This window comes from Rahnella sp. RcJ3 (assembly GCF_009498575.1).
In the GTDB taxonomy this organism is placed as follows: Bacteria; Pseudomonadota; Gammaproteobacteria; order Enterobacterales; family Enterobacteriaceae; genus Rahnella; species Rahnella aceris.
The window spans coordinates 283,559-307,926 of the sequence record NZ_QSNX01000004.1 but is presented as its reverse complement, the minus strand read 5'-3'; the positions used below and the strand labels follow the sequence as shown (position 1 = coordinate 307,926).

Sequence of the window (24,368 nt, the reverse complement as noted above, 5' to 3'; positions counted from 1 at the left end):
CGGGTTTACTTTATATTTTTACGTTTAACGACCTTAATGCCTGCCTTCACAATTGCCTCAATCATAACCATTATCAACAAGGTTGGAATTAATCCTGTGACGGAGAGCAACACGACAAAAATATCATCCTGCAATCCAGGCCATGGGGGGGCTCCGTAATCTGGTTTCATCAGTTGATCAAAATAATCCGCGATGGCTATCGATTTGATGTATTCATAATCAATCAGCCAGCCGGGGAAGGGCGACAGCAGGTAGTAATCTATAAAAATAAAAAGCGCCAGCCGCACCGCTATCTTACAGAATAAGGCATGGCGCATTCATATCCCCCGTAACTTCGATTTCTCCATATGCCTTCAGATGTATGATTGGGATGTCTCTAGTGTGCGAATTCAACAACGCGCTTCTGAGCTTGTCAAAATCGGCATGATACATGAATGTTAAACACCCATCTGATACGCCGGTACCATCCGGTCGCAATGGATGCAAACGGAAACTTCTGCGCAAGGTCTCACCGATATAAGTTGAATCATCAATCAAGCCATCTTGTCGATACAGGGCAAACCAAGATGAGTAATCATTACCCGTGCGAATATGCTTTTCGTACTCCTTTAATCTCGACCTCACTCCCCCTCTGGGGCGGTCAACAATCCAGTATTTACCCGTCGGAATTGGCCCATTCTCATTACCTCCACAACCTATTCTGTTTGTGTGCGGGAATAAGCCTGAAAATACAGGAAAGATCCCAACCCCAGCACAATAAAGTTTTGCAATTTTTCCACTCTCATAAAGGCGATTAAAATCCACTCTGCATGAAATCATCCCTGTCTCCGTTTATGCGTAAATGCTGGAGTTCCACTGATCGGTAAAACTGATATGTCCGTCGAGGTACAACCATGTAATTTTCTGATACCCAAGGCCAATGGACTCCGTGGGCATACTGGCCTGTCCGTCAGCTTGTTTGAAATTGTGCATATGTGGATTGATGTTAAGTATACGCACGCCTTCCATTGTCATATTCAAAAACTCTTCCTCCATACCAGCCGCATTAATGCGATACCATTTAATCACCGCCTTTTGCAGCTTTTCGCTGGTGGCGACGGCACGGTAGAGGTAGGGAGTAGATTTATCGAACTCTTTTACAAGTCCCATGGTTTGATGAACACGGGTAGATGTCAGCCGACCGGTATTGCCATCGAAGGGTACGGAAAGACCATGCGTGAAGCTTTGAATCTCGATCGCGCCTTCACGGCTTAAAACCTCAGAACTGCCATAAAGTAGTGCGCCATTTGCATCGTATAGCCAGAGATATGCGGGGCTAGCCATAATGAAACTCCTTTTTAAAATGAGGAATGACGTTATGCCTGCGAAGGGGAGTTAACAATTAGTGACCGTTGCAAAAAAGCAATTTTCAGAAATTTAGTATCAATGAGAGATGTGGCATTACAGACTCCCCGGCTTTTACGAAGATCAGGCCGGGGAGGCCAGCAATATTTACGGATGCTGCTTCGCAAACTCTTCTTTGGCTTTTTGCAACTGTTGCTGGAAAGCAGAGTTGGTATGCAGGGTTGCCACTACTGCGGAACCGACGATGCGCGCGGCATCGACATCACTTTGCCAGTGGTAGCCGCAAATTACCCGGCTCTGACCTAAATCGAAACCGCGTTGCAGGATTTGGTCCTGGCGCTGCGGGTTAATTTCGGTCAGCACCAGCGCGGTGGCCCAGCCAATTGAGGTGTGGCCGGAAGGATACGAACCGTTTTTCGACAGTTTATCCTGCTCGGTGGTGTTACAGGTCGGCACGCCGTAGAAGGCAAACGGACGAATGCGCATGTACTTTTCTTTGGCGGAACGCGTCGCCAGATCACCTGCATCTTCAATCATATTGGTCAGCAGTTTGTGCAGTTCCGGGGTGTCTTTGGCGGTGATTGGCGAACCAAAGGCACCGGAGAAGGCGTTCGCGACACCACCCGCACTCAGGTTGGCATCTTCTGCCGCCAGTTTGCCACGTTCAGTTGAGCGCAGCAGACGACCCTGTTCATACATGGCCTGATCGTTCAAAAAAGCAATACTGCCCACTGCGGGTGGTGGCGGAAGCAGCGCCAGACTGTTAATCGCCTGATCGTTTTTTAAGTAGTAGAGGTCTGGTTTGGTGGTCGCATCGTTGCCGGTCAGGGCAAACGCATTGACAGTGAAAAGACTGGCGAGGCAAAAAGTAGTAATAATTTTCATCAAAGTTTCCTTACAACTGCTGAATGATCATCACGAATTCATTTTCGTAACATTTCCCAACATTTCTAAGTTAACCAAATTCTGTGCAATAGCGTTTGTATGATGTCCGAAAACGAGAAACTCATCACGCATATCAATAGATATCAGGCAGTGAGACTGCTTTCAGTCACCCCGGATAAACGGCAGCTAAACGGCCCGCACTTATTCCGACAACCTCGCTTCTCTTTAAAACCACGTTGTAAAGAGGTTTAAAAATTGGGTGATACCGTGATTATTTCAGGCAGCGGAAACCGATCATGGAACACTCACCCCTTAACGAAACCGAATCCCTCAACGGCAATTTCTCCGTTGAAGAAACAATCAAAAAAACCAGCGGATTCAGCCTGTTTGTCGATCTTCTGAGCGGAACGTGCGTGCCGGACACCCTGTGGCGCGACCGGATGTTCCGGGTCAAATACGCCGTGCGCACCTTACTGCATCCGCTCGATACCCTGAAGGTGTTGAATAAGATGGCTGCTGAGCCGGTCTGGCAGGAAGCTTTCACCGTACAGACCAAATTGCCGAGTAAAATTCATAAGCCGTATCTGCACCTCGGTTTACATTCTGCCGGACGTGCTGATGCACTGGTTGATCACTACGCATTCGTCAAAAACCTGGAAAACGTCCGCCTGCGCAATACTTTTCTGAGCGCAACCGGCAACACCATCACCCGGTTCACCGGCAAAGACGGTGAAGCTTTCCAGGTGGTGCTGGGTTCCATCGGCAAATCTGAGCGCGAAGGCGAGGCCAACATGTTCCTTTATATGGAGGACACGCTGCTTGCGGCGCTGACGTTTAGCATTGTGAAACGTCCGCAAGGGAGGACACTGATTATCGGCGGCTTCCAGGGGGCACATCGCTCAACGCCACATGAAGTGATTAAACAGGCGACCAAATCCTGTTACGGGTTGTTCCCGAAACGCCTGCTGCTGGAAAGCCTGCAACGTGTCGCGGCCGAAACCGGCGTGCAGTGCATTCTTGCGGTCAGCGATACCGGCCATGTGTTCCGCAGCCTGCGCTACCGTCACCGCAAGAAAAACGTATTTGTCGCCAGTTATAACGAATTCTGGGATTCCATCAGCGCCACGCCCGCGTCTTCAGCCTTATATCACGTACCACTGGAACTGCCGCGCAAACCGATGGAAGAGATTGCCAGCAAGAAACGTTCCGAATACCGCAAGCGTTATACCTTGCTTGATGAATTGCATGAGAGCACAGCGTCTTTACTGAACGCCTGACCTCAGATTTACCCGTAAATCACCCGCTGTATCAGGGGCCAGGGAACGGCCTTTTGTTCAGTCCCCCCAACGCTTATGCCTGACCTTCAACGAAAATTCTGATACGGATGTAAAATTCCCGCATGGGTTAAGTGGCGGTTTTGTAGAGCAATAGTCAGTTAATCATTCGATTTAAAACTAATACGATCTGAACCATCTCGTGAATTGTGTATTTTTGATGGTGAGGAATGTTACACGTATCGCAAAATCTTATCGCCAGCCGCCCCCTGCTGTTTTAAATGTGATGTTATTCACATCTATTCATTCATCCCGCCTATATAAAACGTCATCTCTATAAAAACAAAACACCGGTTCATTTTATAAATATCTCTCTGGGCGGATAACCTATGAACGCAGAAAAACCTATTTTATTTAAACATCAGCTGGCGTATGGCGGCGGAAATCTGTTGGGCAGCGGTGCACTGGCGATTGCCGGGATCTGGCTGCTGTACTTCTACACCACATTTTGTGGCCTGACGCTGCTACAGGCATCGGCGATCTTCTCCGTCGCCAGCATCATCGATGCCATCAGTAACCCGCTGATGGGTTATCTCTCGGATAACTTTGGTAAAACACGCCTCGGCAAACGTTTTGGCCGCCGCCGTTTCTTCATTTTACTCGGCGTGCCACTGATGATGTTCTATCCGTTGCTGTGGGTTGAAGGCTTCGGATTCTGGTATTACCTCTCGACTTACGTGATGTTCGAGCTGATTTACACCTCGGTGATGGTGCCGTATGAAACGCTCGCGACCGAAATGACTACCGATTTCTCCGCCCGTTCAAAACTGACCGGCTATAAAGCGATTTTCGGCAAAGTAGCGAACTTCCTCGCCGCGTTCATTCCGGGCCAGTTCATTCTGATCTACGGCAAAGACTCCGCGCAGCCGTTTTTCTACACCGCACTGACGTATGGCGTGATCTTGTTTATCGCCCTGGGCATGTTGTATCTCTCTTCCTGGGAACGCCCGGTAGAAGAAACCACGCCGGTCGATGAGAAGAAAATGACCCTCGGCAAAACCATGCTGACGCTGGTTCGCGACATGAAATCGACATTCCACCTGCGTGTGTTCCGTAAGCATCTGGGCATGTATCTGTGTGGCTTCGGGGCAGAATGGCTGTTTGCTTCCGTTTTCACCTACTTCATCATTTTCGTGCTGCAATATGATCCGACGATGGTTGCCGGCCTGAGCAGCCTGAACTCGATGCTGCAACTGTTCTCTACCGCGATATTTATCGGCATCTGCGTCAGGCACGGGTTCAGCAAGCCTTACATTCTGGCGCTGGGCATCGTGATTTTCTCGGTCATTTGCTACAGCCTGCTGCACGTCCTGCATCTGCCGCAGCAATATGCCACAGCGGCCATGCTGACTATCACGGTCATCTTCGGTATCGGTACCGGCGGCGTGTATTACATTCCGTGGACGGTTTATACCTTCCTGGCGGACATTGACGAAGCCTTCACCGGTCGTCGCCGCGAGGGGATTTACGCCGGTGCGATGACCTTCTCCGGCAAACTGATGCGCTCGGTGATTGTTTTCGTGATGGGTGCCATTTTGAGCTTCTACGGCTTCCAGTCCAAATCTCATACCCAGCCTGAAAGTGCGGTGATGGCGATTGCGCTGGTGTTTTGTATCGGTGTTATTGCGCTGGCGCTGATGGCTATCGTGTTCAGTAATCAGATGAAACTGAACCGCAAAACTCACCTTGTGGTGCTGGGCGAAGTAGCACGTATCAAAGCGGGCGGGCAGATTAGCCAGGTTCAGCCGGAAGTACGGGCGGTGATGGAAGAACTGATTGGTTATCCGTATGAACAGTGCTGGGGTAACAGCGTCGTCTGCCGCAAAATTTTCGATACGCCTGCCGTTGAGGTCACCGAACCCAAACCGATGGTGAGCACCACACAACAACCTTAACACCTGATTTAACTCTATTTTACTACTTTTCCAACTGGCCGGGTCACCGGCCAGTGACCCCTCACGTTTTTAGGATAAGAACGATTATGTGGGCATCAAAATTTGTCATTGTCGCGCTGTCCCTCGGAATGAGCGCACAAAGCCTGGCCGACGCATTGCCGGATACCGGCAAACTGGTCTGGCACAGCATCACATTTGGTCAGTCAACCGACGTCAATTTCGCCACCAACGTTCTGCCGGAGAAAATCGGCATGAACGAAACCTTACTGGCAGATGGCAAAGCAGTTCCCGCTGCGGGCACCGTGCTCAGCACGCCGTTCACACTCGAAAGCCGTGGCGGCAAAGTCGGTAACAGTCACGACGGCTTAACTTATTTCTATACACGCTTACCGGCGGAGGTGAATTTCCAGCTTGAAGCGGAGATCACACTCAACCAGTTCGGGCCGGAAAATGGTGCGAAACCCGCCGGGCAGGAAGGGGCCGGATTACTGGTACGCGATATTCTGGGCAATCCGCGTGAGCCGGTGACCAAACCGGGCATTGAGGAGTTACCGGCAGCATCAAATATGGTGATGAACAGCGTCATGGCCATCGGCGATAAACCGCCGGTGCTGGCGATGATTGCCCGTCAGGGCGTACAGCAACCCTGGGGAAATACAGGCATCAGCATGGTACGTGAAAGCTATCATCCGCTGAGTACGCCAGCCCGTTTTTCGCTGCGACTGACCCGCACGGACAACGGTTTTACCGTCGCCTATGCGCCACAGGGCAGTGATCAGTGGGTAAGCAAATCCGTGCAGCGCGCGGACAGCGTGACACAACTGGATAAAACCGGGTATTACGTCGGTTTCTTCGCCTCACGCAACGCCAAAATGACGGTAGATCACGCAAAGCTGACACTCAGCGAAGCGCATACTCAGCCCTCTGCGCCGTATGTGACACCGTCACTTAATACGCGTATTGAGGTCATGTCATCGCCGGTCATTACCCGCCGCGACAGCGTGTTCCAGTTACGTACTAACGGTGACGGACAGGTGCAGGTTGCTCAGAATGGCAAACCGCTGTTGCCGCAAAAAGCGGTACGCGGTGGTGAAGTGGTCGCGGTTGCGTTTCATGCTGAACAACCGGTGACAGCGCTGAAAATAACCTACACCCCGGCAGACGGCAAACCGGTGACGCAGGAATTTGCGGTGAGTATGGCGCTGGTCAGCAATCCTGACCAGTTGTATGTTTCACCGGCTGGCGCGGCAGGTAATGACGGCTCGGCTGAACATCCGCTGGATTTTAACAGTGCCGTTAATCTTTTAGCACCGGGCGGCACGCTGTGGCTGAAAGAGGGTGATTATCCGGAAAGCGTGATCCCGGCAACCGCCAGCGGCACCGACAAAAACCGGAAAACCCTGCGTGCACAGGGCGACAACGTAGTGTTTAACGGCCTGACACTCAATGCCAGCTACTGGAATATTCAGGGCATTACCGTTACGCAAAAAAGCTTTCATATTGCCGGAAGCTATAACCATATCGACCGCGTTAAGGCGCATCACGCCGATGATACCGGCATCTGGGTGGCATCGCCGGACGGCATCGGGCGGGCATTATGGGCCAGCCATAATCTCATCAGCAATGCTGAGTCCTGGGGAAATCAGGATCCGGGGCGCAAGAACGCCGACGGATTTGCCGTCAAAATGCGCGTGGGCGAGGGTAACCGGCTGGTGAACTGTTATTCCCACGACAATATTGACGATGGTTTCGACCTGTTCAACAAAATCGAAGACGGCCCGAACGGCAGTGTGACCATTGAGCACAGCCTGTCAGTGAACAACGGCAGCAATGGCTTCAAACTGGGTGGCGAAGGATTACCGGTCAGCCATGTGGTGCGTCACAACGTCGCGGTCAGCAACGGCATGGACGGCTTTACCGACAACTTCAATCCGGGCGCGCTGGTTATCGAAGACAACCGCGCAGTCGATAACAAACGCTTCAACTTCCTGTTCCGGCCTTCGCCATACACCACGGCTGACAAGCAGGGCACTTTTAAGGACAACATTTCGCTGCGCACCACCGCAGGAAAGTATGACGATGCCGTGACCGGTAATGTGGATAACAGTAATTATTTTTACGCTGACCACAAAACGGTGAATACAAAGCATCAGGAAATTAAACCGGGAGATTATATTTCTCTGCGGTTGCCGGATCCGATTACCCGTCTTTCAGACGGCGGATTTAATTACGCTGACTTTTTGAAAAACAAATAAAGCGGCGTTATTAATAGTCAATACTTTATATAAAACAATACTACTCAATATCTCTGGGATTTATAAAAATGAAAAATAGCAGACTGATGATCTGCGGTTTACTGCTGGCCAGCGCCAGCAGTCAGGCCGTCACAATTGACCTTCGCCACGAATGGCTCGATGACAGTAAACAACATAAAGACAGGGCGCTGGTCTCCCACCGCTTCGCCAACGGGTTCGGTTTCTCGCTGGAGGCTAAATGGAAATCCGGCGGCGACAATGAGAATAAACCCTTTAATAATCTGGTAGATAATGGTACAGAAAGTACCATCAGCTATCAGGTTAAAGTGACGCCAGAAGTGTTCGTCCAGCCGGGATTCACGCTGGAGTCCAGCTCTGACAGCAGTATCTACAAACCATTTTTAACTGCGGGATATACCTTTGACAGCGGCATTTATTTCAATGCCCGTTATCGTTATGAATATACCCGTTATACCAAAGAAAATACCGAAGACCGTAAAACCAATCGCGGCGAAATATGGCTGGGTTACCGTCTGGCAGACTGGCGATTTGAATATAACTATATTTATAAACACAGCGATCAGATCCTGTATGACAACGACAAATGGGATTATGAGCAGGATTTAAAGGTCGCGTATAATATTAACAAGCAATGGACGCCTTATGCCGAGATCGGTGATGTTTCGGTCAGGAAAACCACCGACGAAAGGCAAACCCGTTTACGCCTGGGGATCCAATATAATTTCTGACGTTATCACATTACGGTGTGACGTCTGTCAGCCGGTCAGCGCATGCTGTCCGGCTATTTCCTCACTGAAATATAAACGAAACATATTAAGCAGTTTTTGCGGGTTGACAATAATAGGGCGCATGGGTAAATTGCACGAGCCGGAAGTAGCGGCCTTTATTAACTTTACATAAGAGACTAATGGACACTGTAACCAGTAACTTGCCGGATGACGCTGAAATAGCGCACCGGAACAGTAAACATAAAATCGATTGTGATCATTTCACCGTTTGGGTGCGCCTCACCAGAGCCTGATGCTCTGGTGTAATCTCACCTCAACCTGAATGTCACGGTCCCGAGGTGTGTTATGAAGTTCAAATCTACCCTTTTTTCTGATGTCAAAACCCTGACATCCACTTTGCGTGTACGCCCGTCCCGCGACCGGACGCTGGCTGCGCATAAGAAAGACTCTCCATCCATTTTTTCTTCTAAAATCAGCAGGGTGAACGCACGCATCACCACATGGCGTGTCAGCCCTGTCACCGGTCAACTGGAGCAACGTTGCATCGTTTCTGACAGCGAAGAACCACAAAGTCGGTTATCCCTCATCTGATTCAGTCCCGGCATTACGCTGCGCTGAACATCGTCCTGACTGATGCCTGACGGCTCTGTCTTTTTATTATCCGCGAAATAGAAATTCTTCGCGTAATAAAAAACTCAGGGAAGTTACGCGTCAATAAAAGACACACTATCGATTTCACTCTGTTTAGGCCCTTTTTAATTAAAGGATAATAAACGGCGGGGAATTCTGCGCGATATGAATTTAATACCGATCACTGAAATAACGTGAAGGATTTTTATTGCCTGAAATAACAGGCGACATTATTCCCCTGCACGTTATCCGGTGACAGGAGTACCACCATGACTGTACAAAACAACAATACACTCGAAAGAAAAACGGCAGAAAGAAAGAAACAGGCGCTCTCCATGCGCGCGGCTCAGGAAGCCAAAAACGGCATTGACGTGACGCTGATTAATGTTAATGCCAGCCGCGCGGGCCTCACGCATGGTGAAGCGGCGAAACGACTGGAGAAAGAAGGCTACAACGAAGTGGCACACGACAGGCCACCTCACGCGCTGGTTCAGTTAATCAAAGCATTCAACAACCCGTTTATTTATGTGCTCGCCGTGCTGGCGATAATCAGCTTCTTTACCGATTACTGGCTGCCGCTGCGCGCCGGAGAAGAAACGGATCTGGTGTCGGTTTACATCATTTGCGCGATGGTCGGCCTCAGCGGGCTGGTGCGTTTCTGGCAGGAATACCGTTCGGCAAAATCCGCCGAAGCGCTGAAAGCCATGGTTCGCACCACTGCCACCGTATTGCGCCGCGACATGCCGGGCAGGCAGGGCAAACTGTGTGAAATCCCGATGCGTCAGTTGGTGGTCGGTGACATCGTGCAGCTTTACGCCGGGGATATGATCCCGGCCGATGTACGGCTGATCGAATCCCGTGACTTATTTATCAGTCAGGCGGTGCTGACCGGTGAAGCGTTGCCGGTCGAAAAATACGACACGATGGGCGATGTCGCCCCTAAATCGGCCAGCGCCCTCAATGAGGAAAACGAAAACCTGCTGGATATTCCCAACATCTGTTTCATGGGCACCAACGTGGTCAGTGGCACCGCGCAGGCGGTGGTCGTGGCGACCGGCGCACGGACGTATTTCGGATCGCTTGCCAAAGCCATTGTCGGTACCCGCGCTCAAACGGCCTTTGATCGCGGCGTGAACAGCGTCAGCTGGTTGCTGATCCGTTTCATGCTGGTAATGGTGCCGGTGGTGTTCCTGCTCAACGGCATTACTAAAGGTGAATGGTGGGACGCGCTGCTGTTCGCGGTGGCGGTAGCCGTGGGTCTGACGCCGGAAATGCTGCCAATGATCGTCAGCGCCAATCTGGCGAAAGGCGCAGTGGCAATGGCGAAGCGCAAAGTGGTCGTAAAACGCCTGAACGCTATCCAGAACCTTGGCGCCATGGACGTGCTGTGTACGGACAAAACCGGCACGCTGACGCAAGATAAAATCATTCTTGAGCACCACATCGATACGCACGGTCAGAACAATGATTCCGTGCTGCAACTGGCGTGGCTGAACAGTTTTCATCAGAGCGGCATCAAAAACCTGATGGATCAGGCGGTGATTTACTTCTCCGAAAACACACCGGGCTTCGTCAGGCCACAGGGCTACCGCAAGGTCGATGAAATGCCGTTCGATTTTATCCGCCGTCGCCTGTCGGTCGTGGTGAAGGATCCGCTGGAGAATCACCTGCTGGTGTGCAAAGGCGCGGTGGAAGAAATGCTCAGTATTTCCACCCATATGCATGAAAACGGCAAAGTGGTGGCACTGAATCCTTCACGTCGTGACGCGTTACTGGCGATGGCCAACGACTACAACCAGGATGGCTTCCGTGTGCTGGTGGTGGCGACCAGGACGATCCTGAAAGCCGACGTCAAAAAACAGTATGGCACTGACGATGAGCATGATCTGATCATCAGCGGATTCCTGACCTTCCTTGATCCGCCGAAAGAATCTGCGGGTCCGGCGATTGCCGCACTGCGTGATATCGGTGTGACGGTGAAAGTGCTGACCGGCGATAACGCCATCGTGACCAGCCGTATCTGCCGTCAGGTCGGTCTGGAGCCGGGTGAACCGTTACTCGGCTCGCAGGTTGAACGCCTCGATGATGCCTCACTGCGCCAGCTGGTGGAAGAACGCACGGTGTTTGCCAAGCTGACGCCGCTGCAAAAATCCCGCGTGCTGAAAGCGTTGCAGGCCAACGGCCACACTGTCGGATTTTTGGGCGACGGGATCAACGACGCGCCTGCGCTGCGGGATGCTGATGTCGGCATTTCCGTCGACAGCGGTACCGATATCGCCAAAGAGTCAGCCGATATTATCCTGCTGGAAAAAAGCCTGATGGTGCTGGAAGAGGGCGTACTGAAAGGGCGCGAGACTTTCGGCAATATCATGAAATACCTCAATATGACGGCCAGTTCTAACTTCGGCAACGTGTTCTCTGTGCTGGTCGCCAGTGCGTTTATTCCGTTCCTGCCGATGCTGGCGATTCATTTGCTGCTGCAAAACCTGATGTATGACATCTCCCAGCTGGCACTGCCGTGGGACAAAATCGACAAGGAGTTCCTGAAAAAACCGCGTAAGTGGGACGCAAAAAACATCGGCCGCTTTATGGTATGGATTGGCCCGACCTCGTCGATTTTCGATATGACCACCTTTGCGCTGATGTGGTTTGTGTTCAGCGCCAACAGTGAATCGGTGCAAACGCTGTTCCAGTCTGGCTGGTTTGTGGAAGGGCTGCTGTCACAAACGCTGGTGGTGCATATGCTGCGCACCCAGAAGATCCCGTTCATTCAGAGCACTGCCGCCTGGCCGGTGATGCTGATGACCGGTCTGGTCATGGCGGTCGGTATCTACGTGCCGTTCTCTCCGCTCGGACCGATTGTCGGATTGCAGGCGCTGCCGTGGGAATACTTCCCGTGGCTGGCCGGTACGCTGCTGGCTTACTGCTGCGTGGCACAAGGTATGAAAACGATTTATATCCGCCGTTTCAAACAGTGGTTCTGATCTGCTGAACTGTTATACGCAGAACCCGGGTGCCGTCGCGATGACGGCACCTGCACCCGCTGTGATGCGCGTTAACCGCTGTAACGAATAACAATGACAACCCTGAAAAAGGGGAGCCGCTATGTCTATGACCCACACTGTAACAACCATGACCTCCCAATCCGGCACTACGCTGCTGGTCAATCTGGCAGGCGCTATTGCGCTGCTGCTGTGGGGATCTCACATGATTTCGACCGCGCTGCAACGTGGCTTCGGCACACCGTTACGCCACTGGATGGGCCATCATCTGTCCAGCCGCTGGATGGCGTTGCTCGCCGGGATCGGTATTACCGGTTTGCTGCAAAGCAGCACCGCAGTCAGCCTGATGGCCACCTCTTTTACCGCCGCGGGCACGCTCAGCCTGGCGCCCGCGCTGGCGGTCATGCTCGGCGCAAATGTCGGTTCCACCCTGGTGGTGCAACTGATGAGTTTCAACACCGCGATCGCCATACCGTTGCTGATACTGAGCGGTTTTGTCGTGTTCAAAATGCGCGACCATTCCGGGTTTGAAAGTGCAGGCTGTGCGCTGATCGGCCTCGGGCTGATGTTGCTGGCACTCAGCCTGCTGAGTGCCACACTCGGACACATCGAAAACACGGAAGTATTCAGCGCCGTGATGCAGGGATTAGAAGGCGATACGCTGATTGCCCTGATGGTGGCCATCATTCTCACGCTGGTGTGTCATTCCAGCGTGGCAGTGATTTTGCTGATTGCCTCACTCGCCGCCACGGGCGTGATGACGCCGGTGACCGCCATGGTGCTGGTGCTGGGTGCCAATATCGGTGGCGCACTGCCGCCGGTGCTGAACGCCGGTTCGGCGGTGGCGCGCCGTCTGCCGCTGGGTAATCTGCTGGTGCGCGGCGCGGGCTGTGTTTTCGCGCTGGCCCTGATGCCGCTGCTCAGCCATGTTGCCGCGGGTCTTGCGCTGACCACGCCGCAACTTGTTGTGTGGTTTCACACCGCGTTCAGCGCCGTGCTGGCCGGGGTATTTATCGGGCTGACCGGCCCGCTGGCCCGTGTGCTGGAAAGGATTTTCCCGGAGGAACAACCTGCCGCGGATGCAGAAATGCCGGTATATCTCGACGAAACCGGGCTTGATGTGGCTTATATCGGGCTTTCCAATTCAGTGCGTGAATCCCTGCGGCTGGCCGACATGCTTAACCTGATGCTCGAACGGCTGCGGACGTTATTCAAGACTGCTGATAATCAGTCTGCGGCTGAAATCCGCCGGTTAGATCATTCGCTTGACGGTCTGAGTGCGGCAATCCGCGCCTATCTGGCGGATTTAGGACAGGAAGGGCTGAGTGACAGCGATGCCGACCGCGCGCAGGAAATCCTGATGTTTGTGATTAACATTGAGCACGCCGGAGACATTCTTTCCACCAGCCTCACCGAGCTGGCGACACGCCGTGCCCGCCGCAATGTACCTTTCAGCGACGTTGAACTGCACAACATGGGTTTGCTGCACACGGAGATCCTGAACAGCCAGCGCCTGGCGGTCACCGCATTCCTGGGTGAAGATCTCTCAGCCGCGCATCAGCTGGTTTCGCGCAAAGAGGTGATCCGCCAGATTGAAGCCAGGGCAAGCCGCGAGCATTTCAAAAATCTGCGTGATGATAAAAATGCCTGGGCGGAATCCGGCGATATTTTCCAGCGTGTGCTGCGTGATTACCGGCGCGTTCATCATCATATCGCTGCGGTGGCGTATCCGGTGATTGATCGCCTGAGCGATGACGCCACGGACACCCGGAAGTAAAAACAAAATGATAAAAACAGAAGGATAGAACATGAGGGTACTGATTTGCGCGGGGCGCTTTTATGCAGATATCAACAGGGTACAACGGGCACTGGATGCGTTTTCGCAATCACACCCGATAAGCGTGCTGATCCACGGCGGACATCAGTCGCTGGGCGCGATGATCGAACGCTGGGCACGCACCGCCGATGTGCACATTGTCCGTTATCCCGCTAACTGGTCACTGCACGGTAAATACGCCGAAATACGCCGCAATCTCTTTATGATGAAAGACAGCCAGCCGGATGTGGTGCTGGCTTTTTCCGGCGGAGAGGACACGCAGGATTGCATAAAACTGGCGCAGCATTCCGGCATCAGTGTGATAGTCAATGCGGCAGAAACCGGCCCCGGTTCTTAACCCCCGGACGGGCAGCCGGCAGGGATTTTTTGCCGGAAATGCCCGCCTGACGCGGTCTGGATTAATCTGATAATCGCTGCAACTCTCCTGTTCAGAGCTATATTTACCTATTGATAATTCATTTCAGAGGTTTTCAACGCAATGACGCGTTGAGCTGTAACTCATTAAAAGGAGAGTCACTTTGACTGCAGAAATTCAGGAAAATACAACCGAAACACCGCTTCTCCCTGTATTGGACAGTCGCCAATACGCCTTCTTTTTCGATGTCGATGGCACACTTGCTGAAATCCGCGCTGAACCGGATGCCGTCACCATCCCCGCTGAAGTTCGTGATCATCTGCAAACGCTGTTTGCGGCCTCTTCCGGCGCGCTGGCGCTGGTGTCGGGGCGTCCGGTGGAACAGCTTGATCAGTTGGTCAGCCCGCTGGTTCTCCCTGCTGCGGGCGTTCATGGGGCTGAAATGCGCGACGGCAACGGCACTCTGCACCGTGTCACCTTACCCGATGATGTGGCGCAGGAGGTGCAACAGACCCTCGAAGCGGGCATGGCCGCACTGCCGGGTACCTTGCTCGAAACCAAAGGCATGGCTTTTGCTTTGCATTATCGTCAGGCGATGCTGCATCAGCAGCAGGTATTAGCACTGGCTGAATCCGTGGTGGCAAAATTCCCTGAGCTTGTTCTTCAGCCGGGTAAATGCGTTCTCGAGATTAAACCCCGCGGAAAAGATAAAGGTGCAGCGATTTATACGTTTATGCAACAGACGCCATTTTCCGGGCGTATTCCGGTATTCGTCGGCGATGACCTGACCGATGAAAAAGGGTTCGAAGTGGTTAACGCCATGCAGGGGATCACGGTGAAAGTCGGCGAAGGTTCAAGTCTGGCGCATTATCGCGTCAAAACCGTTCGCGATGTTTACCGTTGGATCGAGGCGTTACAACGTCACACATTAACATTTAACAAGGAGTCTGAATTATGAGTCGCCTGGTGGTTGTCTCTAACCGAATTGCCATTCCTGACGGTTCCAAATCCGCCGGTGGACTGGCCGTGGGCATTCTGGATGCGCTGAAAAATACATCAGGCCTCTGGTTTGGCTGGAATGGTGAGATAAGTGAAATATCGGGCGAAGAAGAGGATGACCTGAATCTGATGGAAGATGACGGCATTACTTACGCTTCGGTTCCGCTTAATCAAAACGATTACGATCTGTATTACTGCCAGTTTTCCAATGCCGTACTTTGGCCAGCACTTCATTATCGTATTGATCTGGTGGATTTCCAGCGTGAAGCCTGGGACGGTTACTGCCGGGTCAATGACATGCTGGCGAAAAGATTGCAGCCGCTGATCAAAGCAGACGATATCTTGTGGATCCACGATTATCATTTACTGCCGTTTGCCGCTGCGCTGCGCAAACTCGGCGTAAAAAACCGCATAGGTTTCTTCCTGCATATTCCGTTCCCGACCCCGGAAATTTTTAATGCGGTGCCGACGCACGATGAATTGCTCAAGATGATGTGTGAGTATGATTTACTGGGCTTCCAGACCGAAGGTGACCGCCTGGCGTTTCTGGATAATCTCAAGGCACTGACCGATATTGAAGATTGCGACGCGCATCAGCATCAGGCATTTGGCAAAACCTTTGCCACTGGCGTATACCCGATCAGCATTGCGCCGGAAAGCATAAAGGAAATGGCCGAAGGCCCGCTGCCACCGAAAATGGCGGCGATGGAACGTGAACTTCGCGAAGCGAAAAACATCATTTCCTGCGAGCGTCTCGATTACACCAAAGGGCTGCCGGAACGTTTTCTGGCCTTTGAGGCATTGCTGGAAAAATTCCCGCAGCATCGCGGTAAAGTGCGCTATTCGCAAATCGCTCCGACATCACGCGGCGACGTGCAGGCTTATCAGGAACTTCGTCATCAGCTGGAAACCGAGGTGGGGCGCATCAACGGTAAATACGGTGGCATCAACCAGACGCCGCTGTTTTACCTCAACCAGCATTTCCAGCGCAGCCTGCTGATGAAATTATTCCGTCTGACGGATGTCGGGCTGGTAACGCCGCTGCGTGATGGCATGAATCTGGTGGCGAAAGAATATGTCGCCGCGCAGGATCCGGCAGATCCCGGCGTTCTTGTTTTGTCACAATTTGCCGGTGCGGCGAATGAACTAACGTCGGCGCTGATCGTCAACCCTTATGACCGTGATGACGTGGCGGCGGCGCTGGATAAAGCGCTGACCATGCCGCTGGAAGAACGGCTTGAGCGTTATAACGACATGATGGCGGTGCTGCGTAAAAATGATATTGCGAACTGGGGCGAAACCTATTTGCGCGATTTATACGCCATTTCGCCACAGGGAGAAAAAAACAACGCTGTCGCATAAACTTTCTAAGCAAGAGGCTTGCTGCATATGCAAAATGCGAATTACCAGACGAATGAAAACGCGCTGTTTGACAGCGAAAACGCTGATAGCGAAGAGACGCGTCTGAGCGAGCTCGAGCCCATTGAACTGATCCTTGACCGGATGATGGATGCGGAACCGGAGCCGGGGATGATCGAAGGTTTGCCGCCTTCTGATGCCTTAACGCCTGCCGACCGTTATCTGGAATTGTTTACCAGTGTGCAATCTTCAGGGCTTTTCGAGGACAGCAAAACCTTTCCCGACTGCCCGCCGAAAATGGATCCGCTGGACATATTGCTGCGTTATCGGCGGATAAAAAACCATCCGGGCTTCAACCTGAAACGATTTGTGGACGCGCATTTCTGGCTGCCGGAACATCGTGATGATGAATACGTCTCCGACCCCGGCGATTCGCTGAAAGAGCACATCGACAAACTGTGGCCGGTGCTCACGCGCCAGCCGGAAGACCACGTGCCCTGGTCGTCACTGATGCCGTTACCCCAGGCCTATGTGGTGCCGGGCGGGCGTTTCAGTGAAACCTATTACTGGGATTCTTACTTTTCGATGTTAGGGCTGGCGGAAAGTGGCCGTAATGATCTGTTGCGCACCATGGCGGATAATTTCGCCTGGATTATCGAGATGTACGGCCATATTCCTAACGGCAACCGCACGTATTATCTCAGCCGTTCCCAGCCACCGGTGTTTGCGCTGATGGTCGAACTGTTCGAGGAAGACGGCGTGCGCGGTGCGCGGCGTTACCTTGACCATCTGAAAATGGAATATGAGTTCTGGATGGACGGCGCGGATTCCCTGGCGCCGAATCAGGCTTACCGGCATGTGGTTTGCCTGCCGGATGGCACGCTGCTCAACCGTTACTGGGATGACAGGGACACACCGCGCGATGAATCGTGGCGCGAAGATGTCGAAACCGCGAAACTTTCGAGCCGCCCGGCGAATGAGGTTTACCGCGATTTGCGCGCTGGCGCGGAATCCGGCTGGGATTATTCGTCGCGCTGGTTGCGTGACGGGCATCGTCTCGCCAGCATCCGCACCACGCAATTTATCCCGGTGGATCTGAATGCGTTTCTGCACAAGCTGGAAAGTACCATTGCCAATATTTCCGGACTGAAAGGGGATAAAGTCACCGAAACGTTATTCCGCCGGAAAGCCGAAACACGCCGCGAGGCCATCAACTGTTATCTGTGGGATGACAACGAAGGTTGTTTCCGTGATTACGACTGGCACCGTCAGCAAATGGCGCTGTTTTCTGCCGCCAGCGTGGTGCCTTTGTATGTCGGACTTGCCAGCCATTATCAGGCCGAACGTCTGTCAGACGCCGTGCGTACCCGCTTACTCACACCCGGCGGCATCATGGCGACAGAATATGAAACCGGTCAACAGTGGGATAAACCCAACGGCTGGGCACCGCTGCAATGGATGGCGATTCAGGGCTTTAAGCAATACGGCAATGATGTACTGGGCGATGAAATTGCCCGTAACTGGCTGAAAACCGTGAATCAGTATTATCAGCAACACCATAAACTGATTGAGAAATACCATATTTCAGGCGACACATCCCGCGAAGGCGGCGGCGGGGAATATCCGCTGCAGGACGGTTTCGGCTGGACCAACGGCGTCGTGCGGCGGTTGATTGGTTTATATGGTGAGAATTACGACTGATTGCCGCATTCACCCTGGGCCACCAGCCAGCGTTCAAACGCCTGGTGGAGCAGGGTTTTCTGCACGCCCACTGGCGTCAGGGCGTGGTAATGGCAGGGCGCGACGGTAATCTGCGGGAACATCGGTATCAGATTCCCGCGACGGATTTCCGCCGACAACGTACTGACCGGCCCCAGCCCGACGCCAATTCCTTCCAGCATCGCATGCAACGAAACGTGAAAATGATCGTAACGGCGAAAGCCGCTGACCGGCGGTTTCTCCAGCCCTGCCGCCGCCAGCCATAAATTCCAGTGTCCGGGACGGGTGAGGGTTTCAACGCGCGGACATTTCAGCACGTCCTCCGGCGTCTCCAGCGGAAAGCGTTTGAGCAGCGCCGGGGCGGCCATCAGGCAATGGGTATCAGCCAGAAAAGGGATCGCGGAATATTCCGTGGCACCGGTTTCACGACGGATCAGCAAATCGTAATGCCCCACAATGTGTAACTGCTCGGTATTGGCCGTAGAGATTTGCAGGTTTGCCTCAGGAAATTGCGTATAAAAATCATCAAGGCGAGGCAGCAGCCATTTCAGGCTCATGGTGGTTGGCACGCTGACATTGAACACGTTATTCCGCCCGCCATTACCGTAGCGCAGGGCGATATCCGACAGGGTATCGAACGCACTGCCCAGCTCGCGTGCCAGCGTCAGCGCATAAGGTGTCGGCACCCGCCGCTGGCCTTCTTTACGAAATAAATTCACCCCAAACCACTTTTCCACCCCCTGAATATGGCGGCTTACCGCGCCGTGCGTAATGCATAACTCCTGCGCTGCGGCGGTAAAACTCCCGGCATGACAGGCGACAAGAAAGGCGCGGAGGGCCGTTATCGGGGGAAGTGCATGCATGGTCGTTCCTTTTTAATCACGATTATGTGACTTTTTATCACGGGTTACGCCATTTCCTAAACGCTATCATCGCCCGCATTCCCCCTGAGAAAAGGAAATGTGACGTGATGTATGTGGTGATTGCTCTGACGGGCATACTGGCGGGTGTGATCAGCGGTGTTGTCGGCACCGGCGGTTCCATCATGCTGTTGCCGGCGCTGACGTATACTTTCGGCCCGAAAACTGCGATTCCGGTGATGGCGATTGCCGCTATTGTCGGCAACATCTCCCGCGTGCTTCTCTGGCGCAAAGACATCAACATTCGGGCATTTTTGCTGTACGCCATGCCCGGCATTCCCGCCGCCGTTCTCGGCGCAAATACCCTGTGGGAAATGCCCGCCACGCTGTCGAATATGTGTATCGGCGCGTTCTTCTTGTTGCTGATCCCCTTGCGTCATTACGCCCGTTACCGGGCTTTTACCCTCAGCAGCGCGCAACTGGCGATGGCAGGCGCGCTGACAGGGTTTCTGACCGGTGTGGTATTTTCAACCGGCCCGCTGACCATTCCGGTTTTCGCCGGTTACGGGCTGGTGAAAGGTGCGCTGCTTTCCACCGAGGCTGCCGCTTCGTTCGCGATTTATTTCGCCAAAGCCTCAGCGTTCAGCGTGATTGGTGCAATGCCGTGGCCGGTGTTTTTGAGCGGCTTGCTGGTGGGTGGCACACTGACGACAGGGATGCTTATTGGCAAAAAATTTGTTATTAAGATGTCAGAGTCATCATTCAACCGCCTGATCGACATCATGTTATTTCTGGCGGGCATCTCTTTACTCTGGAACTCAGCAAAAGGACATTAACGGATGAGTACACACCCGATCCGCCAGGTTATCGAAGCCTGTGACAAAGCCATATCCGTCAGGGATTTTGACGCACTGATGGCGCATTATGCCGAAGAGGCGGCGCTGGTAATTAAACCGGGCATGATTGCCCGCGGCAAAACCGACATCCGCAAAGCCTTTATCGCCATCTCGGATTATTTTCAGGATCAGCTGGTGGTAGAACAGGGCGAAATGCAGGTGATTGAAGGGGCAGAGGATGCGCTGGTGATCATGGAAACGGTGCTGCATTTTCCCGACGGACAGGGCGGAAAGGTGACCACTACCCGCCGTGCCACCTATGTTTTCCGCCATGAACCGGACGGTCGCTGGCTGTGTACCATCGATAATTCATATGGCACATCGCTGTTGGATCAGGAATAAGGCTCCGCAAGGAGCCTTTTTCGCTTCATCAATCCACGGTGATTTAGCGTTTTGGGATCCCCGGTAATTCCTCAGAAAAACGTGCAGTCATTGCATCCCGCTCATAGCCCTGATATTCAGTCAGAATATGATACAAATCGGGTCTGCGGCCTGCCATCCAGCGTCTGCCGGTACTCATCGGGATCAGCGATAAATCCAGATCCGCGCTGACCATCGCATCCGCAGCAACCCAGGTTTCATCGACGATCCGGCCATAAGGGTCGAGGATCATCGCGTTACCGGTGCGTACTTCATCATCATCCGCACCGACGCCGTTACTGAACAAAATAAACATGCCGTTATCGTGAGCGCGTGAGGGCAACCAGCGCATCAGCCATTCCCGGCCGCTGGGACCTTTAAACGCTGCGGTAATCTCTTCTTTGCGTTCAGCACGCTGCTGCCACAATGCCAGCGGTATCGGTTTCATGCCGTGCGGGCTGCGTGAATGTGTGCCGCCGGTCTGATGCGGTGCCAGTAAAATATCTGCACCCAGCAGGGCGGTGGCACGGGCATTTTCCACCAGATTGTTGTCCCAGCAGATGAGGATCCCGACCTTCACGCCCCAGGGGGTGCCGAACACGGTATAACTGTCGCCGCAACTGAAAGCCTCATGCTCAAAGGCGTGCATTTTGCGGTGGATGTGTAACGAACCGTCAGGCATGCAGGCGGCGTAGGCATTATACAGACGCCCGTCAGCGGCACGTTCGATAAATCCGGCGCCAATCAGCATCTGATGTTTCACGGCCAGCGAGCGGATCAGCGCAACAGAGGGGCCGGTGTCGGCTGGCTCCGCCAGTGCCTGAACGCCAGCAGCATCGAGTTTGGGCACGTGCCAGTAACCGGTGATACACATTTCCGGAAAGGCCAAAATATTGACGCCTTCAATAGCCGCTTTTTCGATAAAACGCTCCATAATTAACAGGTTATATTTTTTGTTACCCGCCTGATGCTGAAATTGAATGACCGCTGCTTTGAGTGTTTTGGGGTCCGACATGATCTTCTCCATACGTCTTCAGGGATTTCGGTTGACGCTGGTATTAGAGCAATGCGACTGATAACTTTATAATGAAATGATTTCCAAATCTGATAACCCAATGGAATATATAAAGTGAACACACGTTTGCTCAGGGCTTTTGTCACACTGGCTGAAAAAGGGAATTATGCGCAGGCAGCGCAGACGCTTTCCGTTTCACAACCGGCACTCACCAAACAGATCAATCTGCTGGAATCGACGCTGAACGTGGCGCTTTTTGCCCGCGGACGACACGGCAGTGCGCTGACAGCCGCAGGCCAGCGGCTTTTGCCGGAAGCGGAGAAAGTATTGCGACAAATGGCCGCGTTTATGCAACATGCCAGCCAGGTTGAAAAGGGGGGAGAAGGGCTGCTGGCGGCAGGATTCGGCCTGTCGAGTTTCATCCTGGCGCCACAATGTATTGCGAAATTCCGCGCAGCATATCCCGGCGTGGATATCACGCTGGAAGATCTGCCTTCCGCGCAGCAATACGACATGCTGCAACGCGGGGAACTGCACATTGGTTTTGTGCGTGTCCCGCCGCCTGCACCGCTCAGTTACCACGCGCTGTTTGAGGATAAACTGGTGCTGGTGGTGTCTGAAGATAACGGCGAGGATATGAGTGAAAGGCTCAGGAACCGTCCGTTACTGCGTTTGTATACTGAGCGGGCGGGGGGGCTGAATGCGCAGACAGACCGTTTTTTACAGGAGAATCTGTTTCATGTTTCATCGGTTCAACGGGCGGAGGATATCCAGACTATTGTCGCACTGGTAGCGGCCGGGATCGGCGTGGCGTTGCTACCCGAAAGCGTCGTGCATATTGCGCCGCCGGAGCTGAAAATACTTCCGCTCACCGGCCCTGCGACGCGCTGGCAGGTGGGGATTGCATGGGACGCCCGGAATGAAGATGTCATTCGCGATAACTTTGTGCGGATGGTGACTGAAAATCTCAAAGCCGCTGCCTGTATATAGAACGGTCCGGAATGTGGCCCGCGCCATCAGGCCGACGGCGATAAGTTCACCAATGCGAAAGACCCTGACCAGAATTCAGTTTCTGTTTCCAGCCGTGCGTTCAGGAAAGCCTGAACTACCCGTCTTTGTTCAGGTAAATTCCTGGCCGGGTGATGACCCAGGTGTAGTCAGGTTCGTTAACCGGTGTGTAACCAAACTTTTGATACAACCACGGCGCGGTAGAAGTAAAGAGTGCCATCCGGCGAAGTTTTGCTGTGACCGGATGCGACTGCACACATTCGATCAGCCATGCGCCCAGATTTTTTCCCTGATAATCTTCCAGCACATAGACATCACACAGGTAAGCAAAGGTGGCGTAGTCCGTGATAAAGCGGGCGTAACCGATCTGTTTTCCGTCGTCGAACAACCCGAAGTTCAGGCTGTTTTCTGCGCCAGCGCGCACCGTCTGTTCGTCAATGCCCGGCGCCCAGCTTGACCGGGTCAGGTAGGCGTGAATTGCCGGAATATCCAGTTTTTGAAAGTCGGTAGTGATCAGATAAGTGTCTTTGGTCCAGTTGCATACAGCTTTCAGGTTTGTCACGGGAACCTCACAAGTTCGTTGAAAACAGGTCGTTTTCTACCTTACCGGCTAACGCTGAGAAATTCACCCGCGTTATAGTTGCCAGGGTATGTGCCCGGCCTTTGACGCGCCGCACTATAAAAATCAGGCCGGATGATGTATCCTGCACTGATTATTGGTATGCTGTATATAATTACAGTATAAGGAGCGAATCATGGCTGTTGAAACAAAATTTGTTGTGGTCAGAAAAGGTGAAGAGAAAATGACTTTTGCCAATAAGAAAGAAGCAGACGCTTACGACAAGATGCTGGACATGGCGGATGCTTTTACTGAATGGCTGTTACAGAGCAATATCGGGATGGATGAAGCACTGGCGGAAAACATTGCACTTCACCTCGCCGAGCAGAAAGACACCGTCCAGCATATTCTGCGCACCAGCAAATTGCCGGAAGCAGAAATCGCACACCAGCCCGCCGCTGAAACGCCAGCAGAAGCAGAAGCAGAAGAAGTGGTCGCAGAAAACGTGGCTGCTGAAGAAAATGCTGCCGAAGAAAATGTTGCCGAAAAACCTGCCACGGCCAAAAAAGTCCGTGCGGTAAAAGCCGCGTAACTGAGAGAACAGCGTGCGTAACGGCACGCTTTCTTCCCCCCTGATACCACGCTCAGTATTTCAGTGGCAAACGGATCACTTCTTTCAGAATACCGTTGTGCAGCCTCACATATCCCCCCTGTTTCAATTGTGAAAGCACTTTCATGATCGTGCTGCGTGAAAGGTGCGTCTTAAGCTGAATGTAATGGGCAGCAGGAATATTTTCGCGTATTTCCGGCGGTTCTTTCATGAGTTCCATGAGCTGGTGGCGCAGAATTTCATAGGATGTTGGTGCCGTCAGCATTGTGCTTTTGACATAGAGATTGTTGGTCATCCTGAAAAAGTGCTTTGCCATTGGCTCCCACAACTCCAGACGATCAATCAGGGCATGCATCTCCGCCACGGTGGAGACGGCAATCTCAGATTCATCCTGCGCCTGAATAAACATTCTGGCCTCTGAGGGCACCGCACCGCCAATACCAATGATGCCCGGCACTGACAACGTACCTATCAGCACAGGTTCGTCGTTATGAAAGGTTTTAAACCAGCCTTTGCGAATGAAATAACAATAAAATTCCCCCCTCTCATACAGATGGAAGCGCGAGCCCGCGGGGACAGTACGGAACTGGAGATAGGGAATAAGCTCGGCAAATAGCTCAGCGGTAGCCTGACTGAGGTCTTTGCCCTTATCACTCTCGGTAACCATCGTTATTAACCTCGTCAGGCAGCAACAGCA

The 24,368-nt window shown here is 52.8% G+C and carries 23 protein-coding genes; 15 read left to right on the top strand and 8 right to left on the bottom strand.

Going from position 1 to position 24,368, the window contains the following annotated elements:
- Window positions 1–5: 5 nt before the first annotated feature.
- The 4 genes from DXU84_RS07840 to phoC form a co-directional block, all read right to left on the bottom strand.
- The gene (locus DXU84_RS07840; RefSeq protein ID WP_013577732.1) at window positions 6–317 is read right to left on the bottom strand and encodes a hypothetical protein; all 312 of its coding nucleotides are present in this window, start codon (window positions 315–317) and stop codon (window positions 6–8) included.
- Window positions 295–819, bottom strand: a complete 525-nt coding sequence (locus DXU84_RS07835; RefSeq protein WP_013577731.1) for a DUF2778 domain-containing protein — start codon at window positions 817–819, stop codon at window positions 295–297. The genes DXU84_RS07840 and DXU84_RS07835 overlap by 23 nt, the downstream gene beginning before the upstream one ends.
- Before the next feature lie 12 nt (window positions 820–831).
- A complete protein-coding gene (locus tag DXU84_RS07830; protein WP_112197991.1) occupies window positions 832–1,323 on the bottom strand; it encodes a type VI secretion system tube protein TssD in 492 nt (163 codons plus the stop codon).
- A gap of 168 nt (window positions 1,324–1,491) precedes the next feature.
- Entirely contained in the window at window positions 1,492–2,229 is a 738-nt protein-coding gene (phoC, locus tag DXU84_RS07825) for an acid phosphatase PhoC (protein WP_013577729.1), read from the bottom strand.
- Window positions 2,230–2,525: 296 nt separating this feature from the next.
- On the opposite strand from phoC, the gene DXU84_RS07820 reads away from it, so the two are divergent.
- From DXU84_RS07820 to DXU84_RS07770, 11 genes are all read left to right on the top strand, one after another.
- Window positions 2,526–3,506 carry a VirK/YbjX family protein gene (locus tag DXU84_RS07820; RefSeq protein ID WP_013577728.1) on the top strand — a complete coding sequence of 327 codons (981 nt, stop codon included), beginning with the start codon at window positions 2,526–2,528 and terminating at the stop codon, window positions 3,504–3,506.
- A 386-nt stretch (window positions 3,507–3,892) separates the two neighbouring features.
- Window positions 3,893–5,458, top strand: coding sequence for an MFS transporter (locus tag DXU84_RS07815; protein ID WP_014416485.1), 1,566 nt, complete (start codon window positions 3,893–3,895; stop codon window positions 5,456–5,458).
- 86 nt (window positions 5,459–5,544) lie between these two features.
- Window positions 5,545–7,713 (top strand): right-handed parallel beta-helix repeat-containing protein, encoded by a 2,169-nt coding sequence (locus DXU84_RS07810; RefSeq protein ID WP_153375319.1) that lies wholly within the window; start codon window positions 5,545–5,547, stop codon window positions 7,711–7,713.
- A 68-nt stretch (window positions 7,714–7,781) separates the two neighbouring features.
- Entirely contained in the window at window positions 7,782–8,462 is a 681-nt protein-coding gene (locus DXU84_RS07805; RefSeq protein WP_013577725.1) for an oligogalacturonate-specific porin KdgM family protein, read from the top strand.
- A 345-nt stretch (window positions 8,463–8,807) separates the two neighbouring features.
- Window positions 8,808–9,053, top strand: a complete 246-nt coding sequence (locus DXU84_RS07800; protein WP_013577724.1) for a hypothetical protein — start codon at window positions 8,808–8,810, stop codon at window positions 9,051–9,053.
- Window positions 9,054–9,361: 308 nt separating this feature from the next.
- Window positions 9,362–12,076, top strand: coding sequence for a magnesium-translocating P-type ATPase (gene mgtA, locus DXU84_RS07795; RefSeq protein WP_153375317.1), 2,715 nt, complete (start codon window positions 9,362–9,364; stop codon window positions 12,074–12,076).
- Between the two features lie 121 nt (window positions 12,077–12,197).
- Complete coding sequence (locus DXU84_RS07790) at window positions 12,198–13,871, top strand: Na/Pi cotransporter family protein (RefSeq protein ID WP_153375315.1); 1,674 nt, start codon at window positions 12,198–12,200, stop codon at window positions 13,869–13,871.
- A gap of 31 nt (window positions 13,872–13,902) precedes the next feature.
- On the top strand, window positions 13,903–14,268 hold the full coding sequence (locus tag DXU84_RS07785) for a DUF2493 domain-containing protein (protein WP_013577721.1): 366 nt from the start codon (window positions 13,903–13,905) through the stop codon (window positions 14,266–14,268).
- Between the two features lie 181 nt (window positions 14,269–14,449).
- Complete coding sequence (gene otsB / locus DXU84_RS07780) at window positions 14,450–15,244, top strand: trehalose-phosphatase (RefSeq protein WP_013577720.1); 795 nt, start codon at window positions 14,450–14,452, stop codon at window positions 15,242–15,244.
- The gene (otsA, locus tag DXU84_RS07775) at window positions 15,241–16,647 is read left to right on the top strand and encodes an alpha,alpha-trehalose-phosphate synthase (protein WP_014416480.1); all 1,407 of its coding nucleotides are present in this window, start codon (window positions 15,241–15,243) and stop codon (window positions 16,645–16,647) included. Before otsB ends, otsA begins: the two co-directional genes overlap by 4 nt.
- A 27-nt stretch (window positions 16,648–16,674) precedes the next feature.
- Window positions 16,675–18,345 carry an alpha,alpha-trehalase gene (locus tag DXU84_RS07770; RefSeq protein WP_013577718.1) on the top strand — a complete coding sequence of 557 codons (1,671 nt, stop codon included), beginning with the start codon at window positions 16,675–16,677 and terminating at the stop codon, window positions 18,343–18,345.
- Here DXU84_RS07770 and DXU84_RS07765 read toward each other — a convergent pair.
- Window positions 18,336–19,226 (bottom strand): LysR substrate-binding domain-containing protein, encoded by an 891-nt coding sequence (locus DXU84_RS07765; protein WP_112151374.1) that lies wholly within the window; start codon window positions 19,224–19,226, stop codon window positions 18,336–18,338. The genes DXU84_RS07770 and DXU84_RS07765 overlap by 10 nt on opposite strands.
- 107 nt (window positions 19,227–19,333) lie before the next feature.
- Between DXU84_RS07765 and DXU84_RS07760 the strand changes: the two genes are divergently transcribed.
- Entirely contained in the window at window positions 19,334–20,059 is a 726-nt protein-coding gene (locus tag DXU84_RS07760; protein ID WP_153375372.1) for a sulfite exporter TauE/SafE family protein, read from the top strand.
- 3 nt (window positions 20,060–20,062) lie between these two features.
- Window positions 20,063–20,461 carry an SgcJ/EcaC family oxidoreductase gene (locus tag DXU84_RS07755; protein WP_013577715.1) on the top strand — a complete coding sequence of 133 codons (399 nt, stop codon included), beginning with the start codon at window positions 20,063–20,065 and terminating at the stop codon, window positions 20,459–20,461.
- Between the two features lie 43 nt (window positions 20,462–20,504).
- On the opposite strand, the gene DXU84_RS07750 is transcribed toward DXU84_RS07755, so the two are convergent.
- Entirely contained in the window at window positions 20,505–21,494 is a 990-nt protein-coding gene (locus tag DXU84_RS07750; RefSeq protein ID WP_121019914.1) for a nitrilase family protein, read from the bottom strand.
- 114 nt (window positions 21,495–21,608) lie between these two features.
- Here DXU84_RS07750 and DXU84_RS07745 point away from each other — a divergent pair, with 114 nt between their 5' ends.
- Entirely contained in the window at window positions 21,609–22,484 is an 876-nt protein-coding gene (locus DXU84_RS07745; protein WP_370461747.1) for a LysR family transcriptional regulator, read from the top strand.
- Window positions 22,485–22,599: 115 nt separating this feature from the next.
- On the opposite strand, the gene DXU84_RS07740 is transcribed toward DXU84_RS07745, so the two are convergent.
- On the bottom strand, window positions 22,600–23,064 hold the full coding sequence (locus DXU84_RS07740; protein WP_013577712.1) for a GNAT family N-acetyltransferase: 465 nt from the start codon (window positions 23,062–23,064) through the stop codon (window positions 22,600–22,602).
- A gap of 193 nt (window positions 23,065–23,257) precedes the next feature.
- On the opposite strand from DXU84_RS07740, the gene DXU84_RS07735 reads away from it, so the two are divergent.
- Window positions 23,258–23,653, top strand: coding sequence for a YebG family protein (locus tag DXU84_RS07735; protein ID WP_013577711.1), 396 nt, complete (start codon window positions 23,258–23,260; stop codon window positions 23,651–23,653).
- 52 nt (window positions 23,654–23,705) lie between these two features.
- Here the strand turns inward: DXU84_RS07735 and DXU84_RS07730 are convergent, their stop codons facing one another.
- Window positions 23,706–24,338, bottom strand: a complete 633-nt coding sequence (locus tag DXU84_RS07730) for a helix-turn-helix domain-containing protein (protein ID WP_013577710.1) — start codon at window positions 24,336–24,338, stop codon at window positions 23,706–23,708.
- Window positions 24,339–24,368 lie beyond the last annotated feature (30 nt).

Bases quoted from the DNA above. Each gene is read 5' to 3' on its own strand.
- DXU84_RS07820 (WP_013577728.1), top strand. From the start codon at position 2,526: ATGGAACACTCACCCCTTAACGAAACCGAATCCCTCAACGGCAATTTC.
- mgtA (WP_153375317.1), top strand. From the start codon at position 9,362: ATGACTGTACAAAACAACAATACACTCGAAAGAAAAACGGCAGAAAGA.
- DXU84_RS07770 (WP_013577718.1), top strand. From the start codon at position 16,675: ATGCAAAATGCGAATTACCAGACGAATGAAAACGCGCTGTTTGACAGC.
- DXU84_RS07750 (WP_121019914.1), bottom strand. From the start codon at position 21,494: ATGTCGGACCCCAAAACACTCAAAGCAGCGGTCATTCAATTTCAGCAT.
- DXU84_RS07730 (WP_013577710.1), bottom strand. From the start codon at position 24,338: ATGGTTACCGAGAGTGATAAGGGCAAAGACCTCAGTCAGGCTACCGCT.
- DXU84_RS07835 (WP_013577731.1), bottom strand. From the start codon at position 819: ATGATTTCATGCAGAGTGGATTTTAATCGCCTTTATGAGAGTGGAAAA.
- DXU84_RS07815 (WP_014416485.1), top strand. From the start codon at position 3,893: ATGAACGCAGAAAAACCTATTTTATTTAAACATCAGCTGGCGTATGGC.
- DXU84_RS07830 (WP_112197991.1), bottom strand. From the start codon at position 1,323: ATGGCTAGCCCCGCATATCTCTGGCTATACGATGCAAATGGCGCACTA.
- DXU84_RS07805 (WP_013577725.1), top strand. From the start codon at position 7,782: ATGAAAAATAGCAGACTGATGATCTGCGGTTTACTGCTGGCCAGCGCC.
- otsA (WP_014416480.1), top strand. From the start codon at position 15,241: ATGAGTCGCCTGGTGGTTGTCTCTAACCGAATTGCCATTCCTGACGGT.
- DXU84_RS07755 (WP_013577715.1), top strand. From the start codon at position 20,063: ATGAGTACACACCCGATCCGCCAGGTTATCGAAGCCTGTGACAAAGCC.
- DXU84_RS07800 (WP_013577724.1), top strand. From the start codon at position 8,808: ATGAAGTTCAAATCTACCCTTTTTTCTGATGTCAAAACCCTGACATCC.
- DXU84_RS07810 (WP_153375319.1), top strand. From the start codon at position 5,545: ATGTGGGCATCAAAATTTGTCATTGTCGCGCTGTCCCTCGGAATGAGC.
- DXU84_RS07735 (WP_013577711.1), top strand. From the start codon at position 23,258: ATGGCTGTTGAAACAAAATTTGTTGTGGTCAGAAAAGGTGAAGAGAAA.
- DXU84_RS07785 (WP_013577721.1), top strand. From the start codon at position 13,903: ATGAGGGTACTGATTTGCGCGGGGCGCTTTTATGCAGATATCAACAGG.
- DXU84_RS07760 (WP_153375372.1), top strand. From the start codon at position 19,334: ATGTATGTGGTGATTGCTCTGACGGGCATACTGGCGGGTGTGATCAGC.
- DXU84_RS07765 (WP_112151374.1), bottom strand. From the start codon at position 19,226: ATGCATGCACTTCCCCCGATAACGGCCCTCCGCGCCTTTCTTGTCGCC.
- DXU84_RS07840 (WP_013577732.1), bottom strand. From the start codon at position 317: ATGCGCCATGCCTTATTCTGTAAGATAGCGGTGCGGCTGGCGCTTTTT.
- DXU84_RS07790 (WP_153375315.1), top strand. From the start codon at position 12,198: ATGTCTATGACCCACACTGTAACAACCATGACCTCCCAATCCGGCACT.
- phoC (WP_013577729.1), bottom strand. From the start codon at position 2,229: ATGAAAATTATTACTACTTTTTGCCTCGCCAGTCTTTTCACTGTCAAT.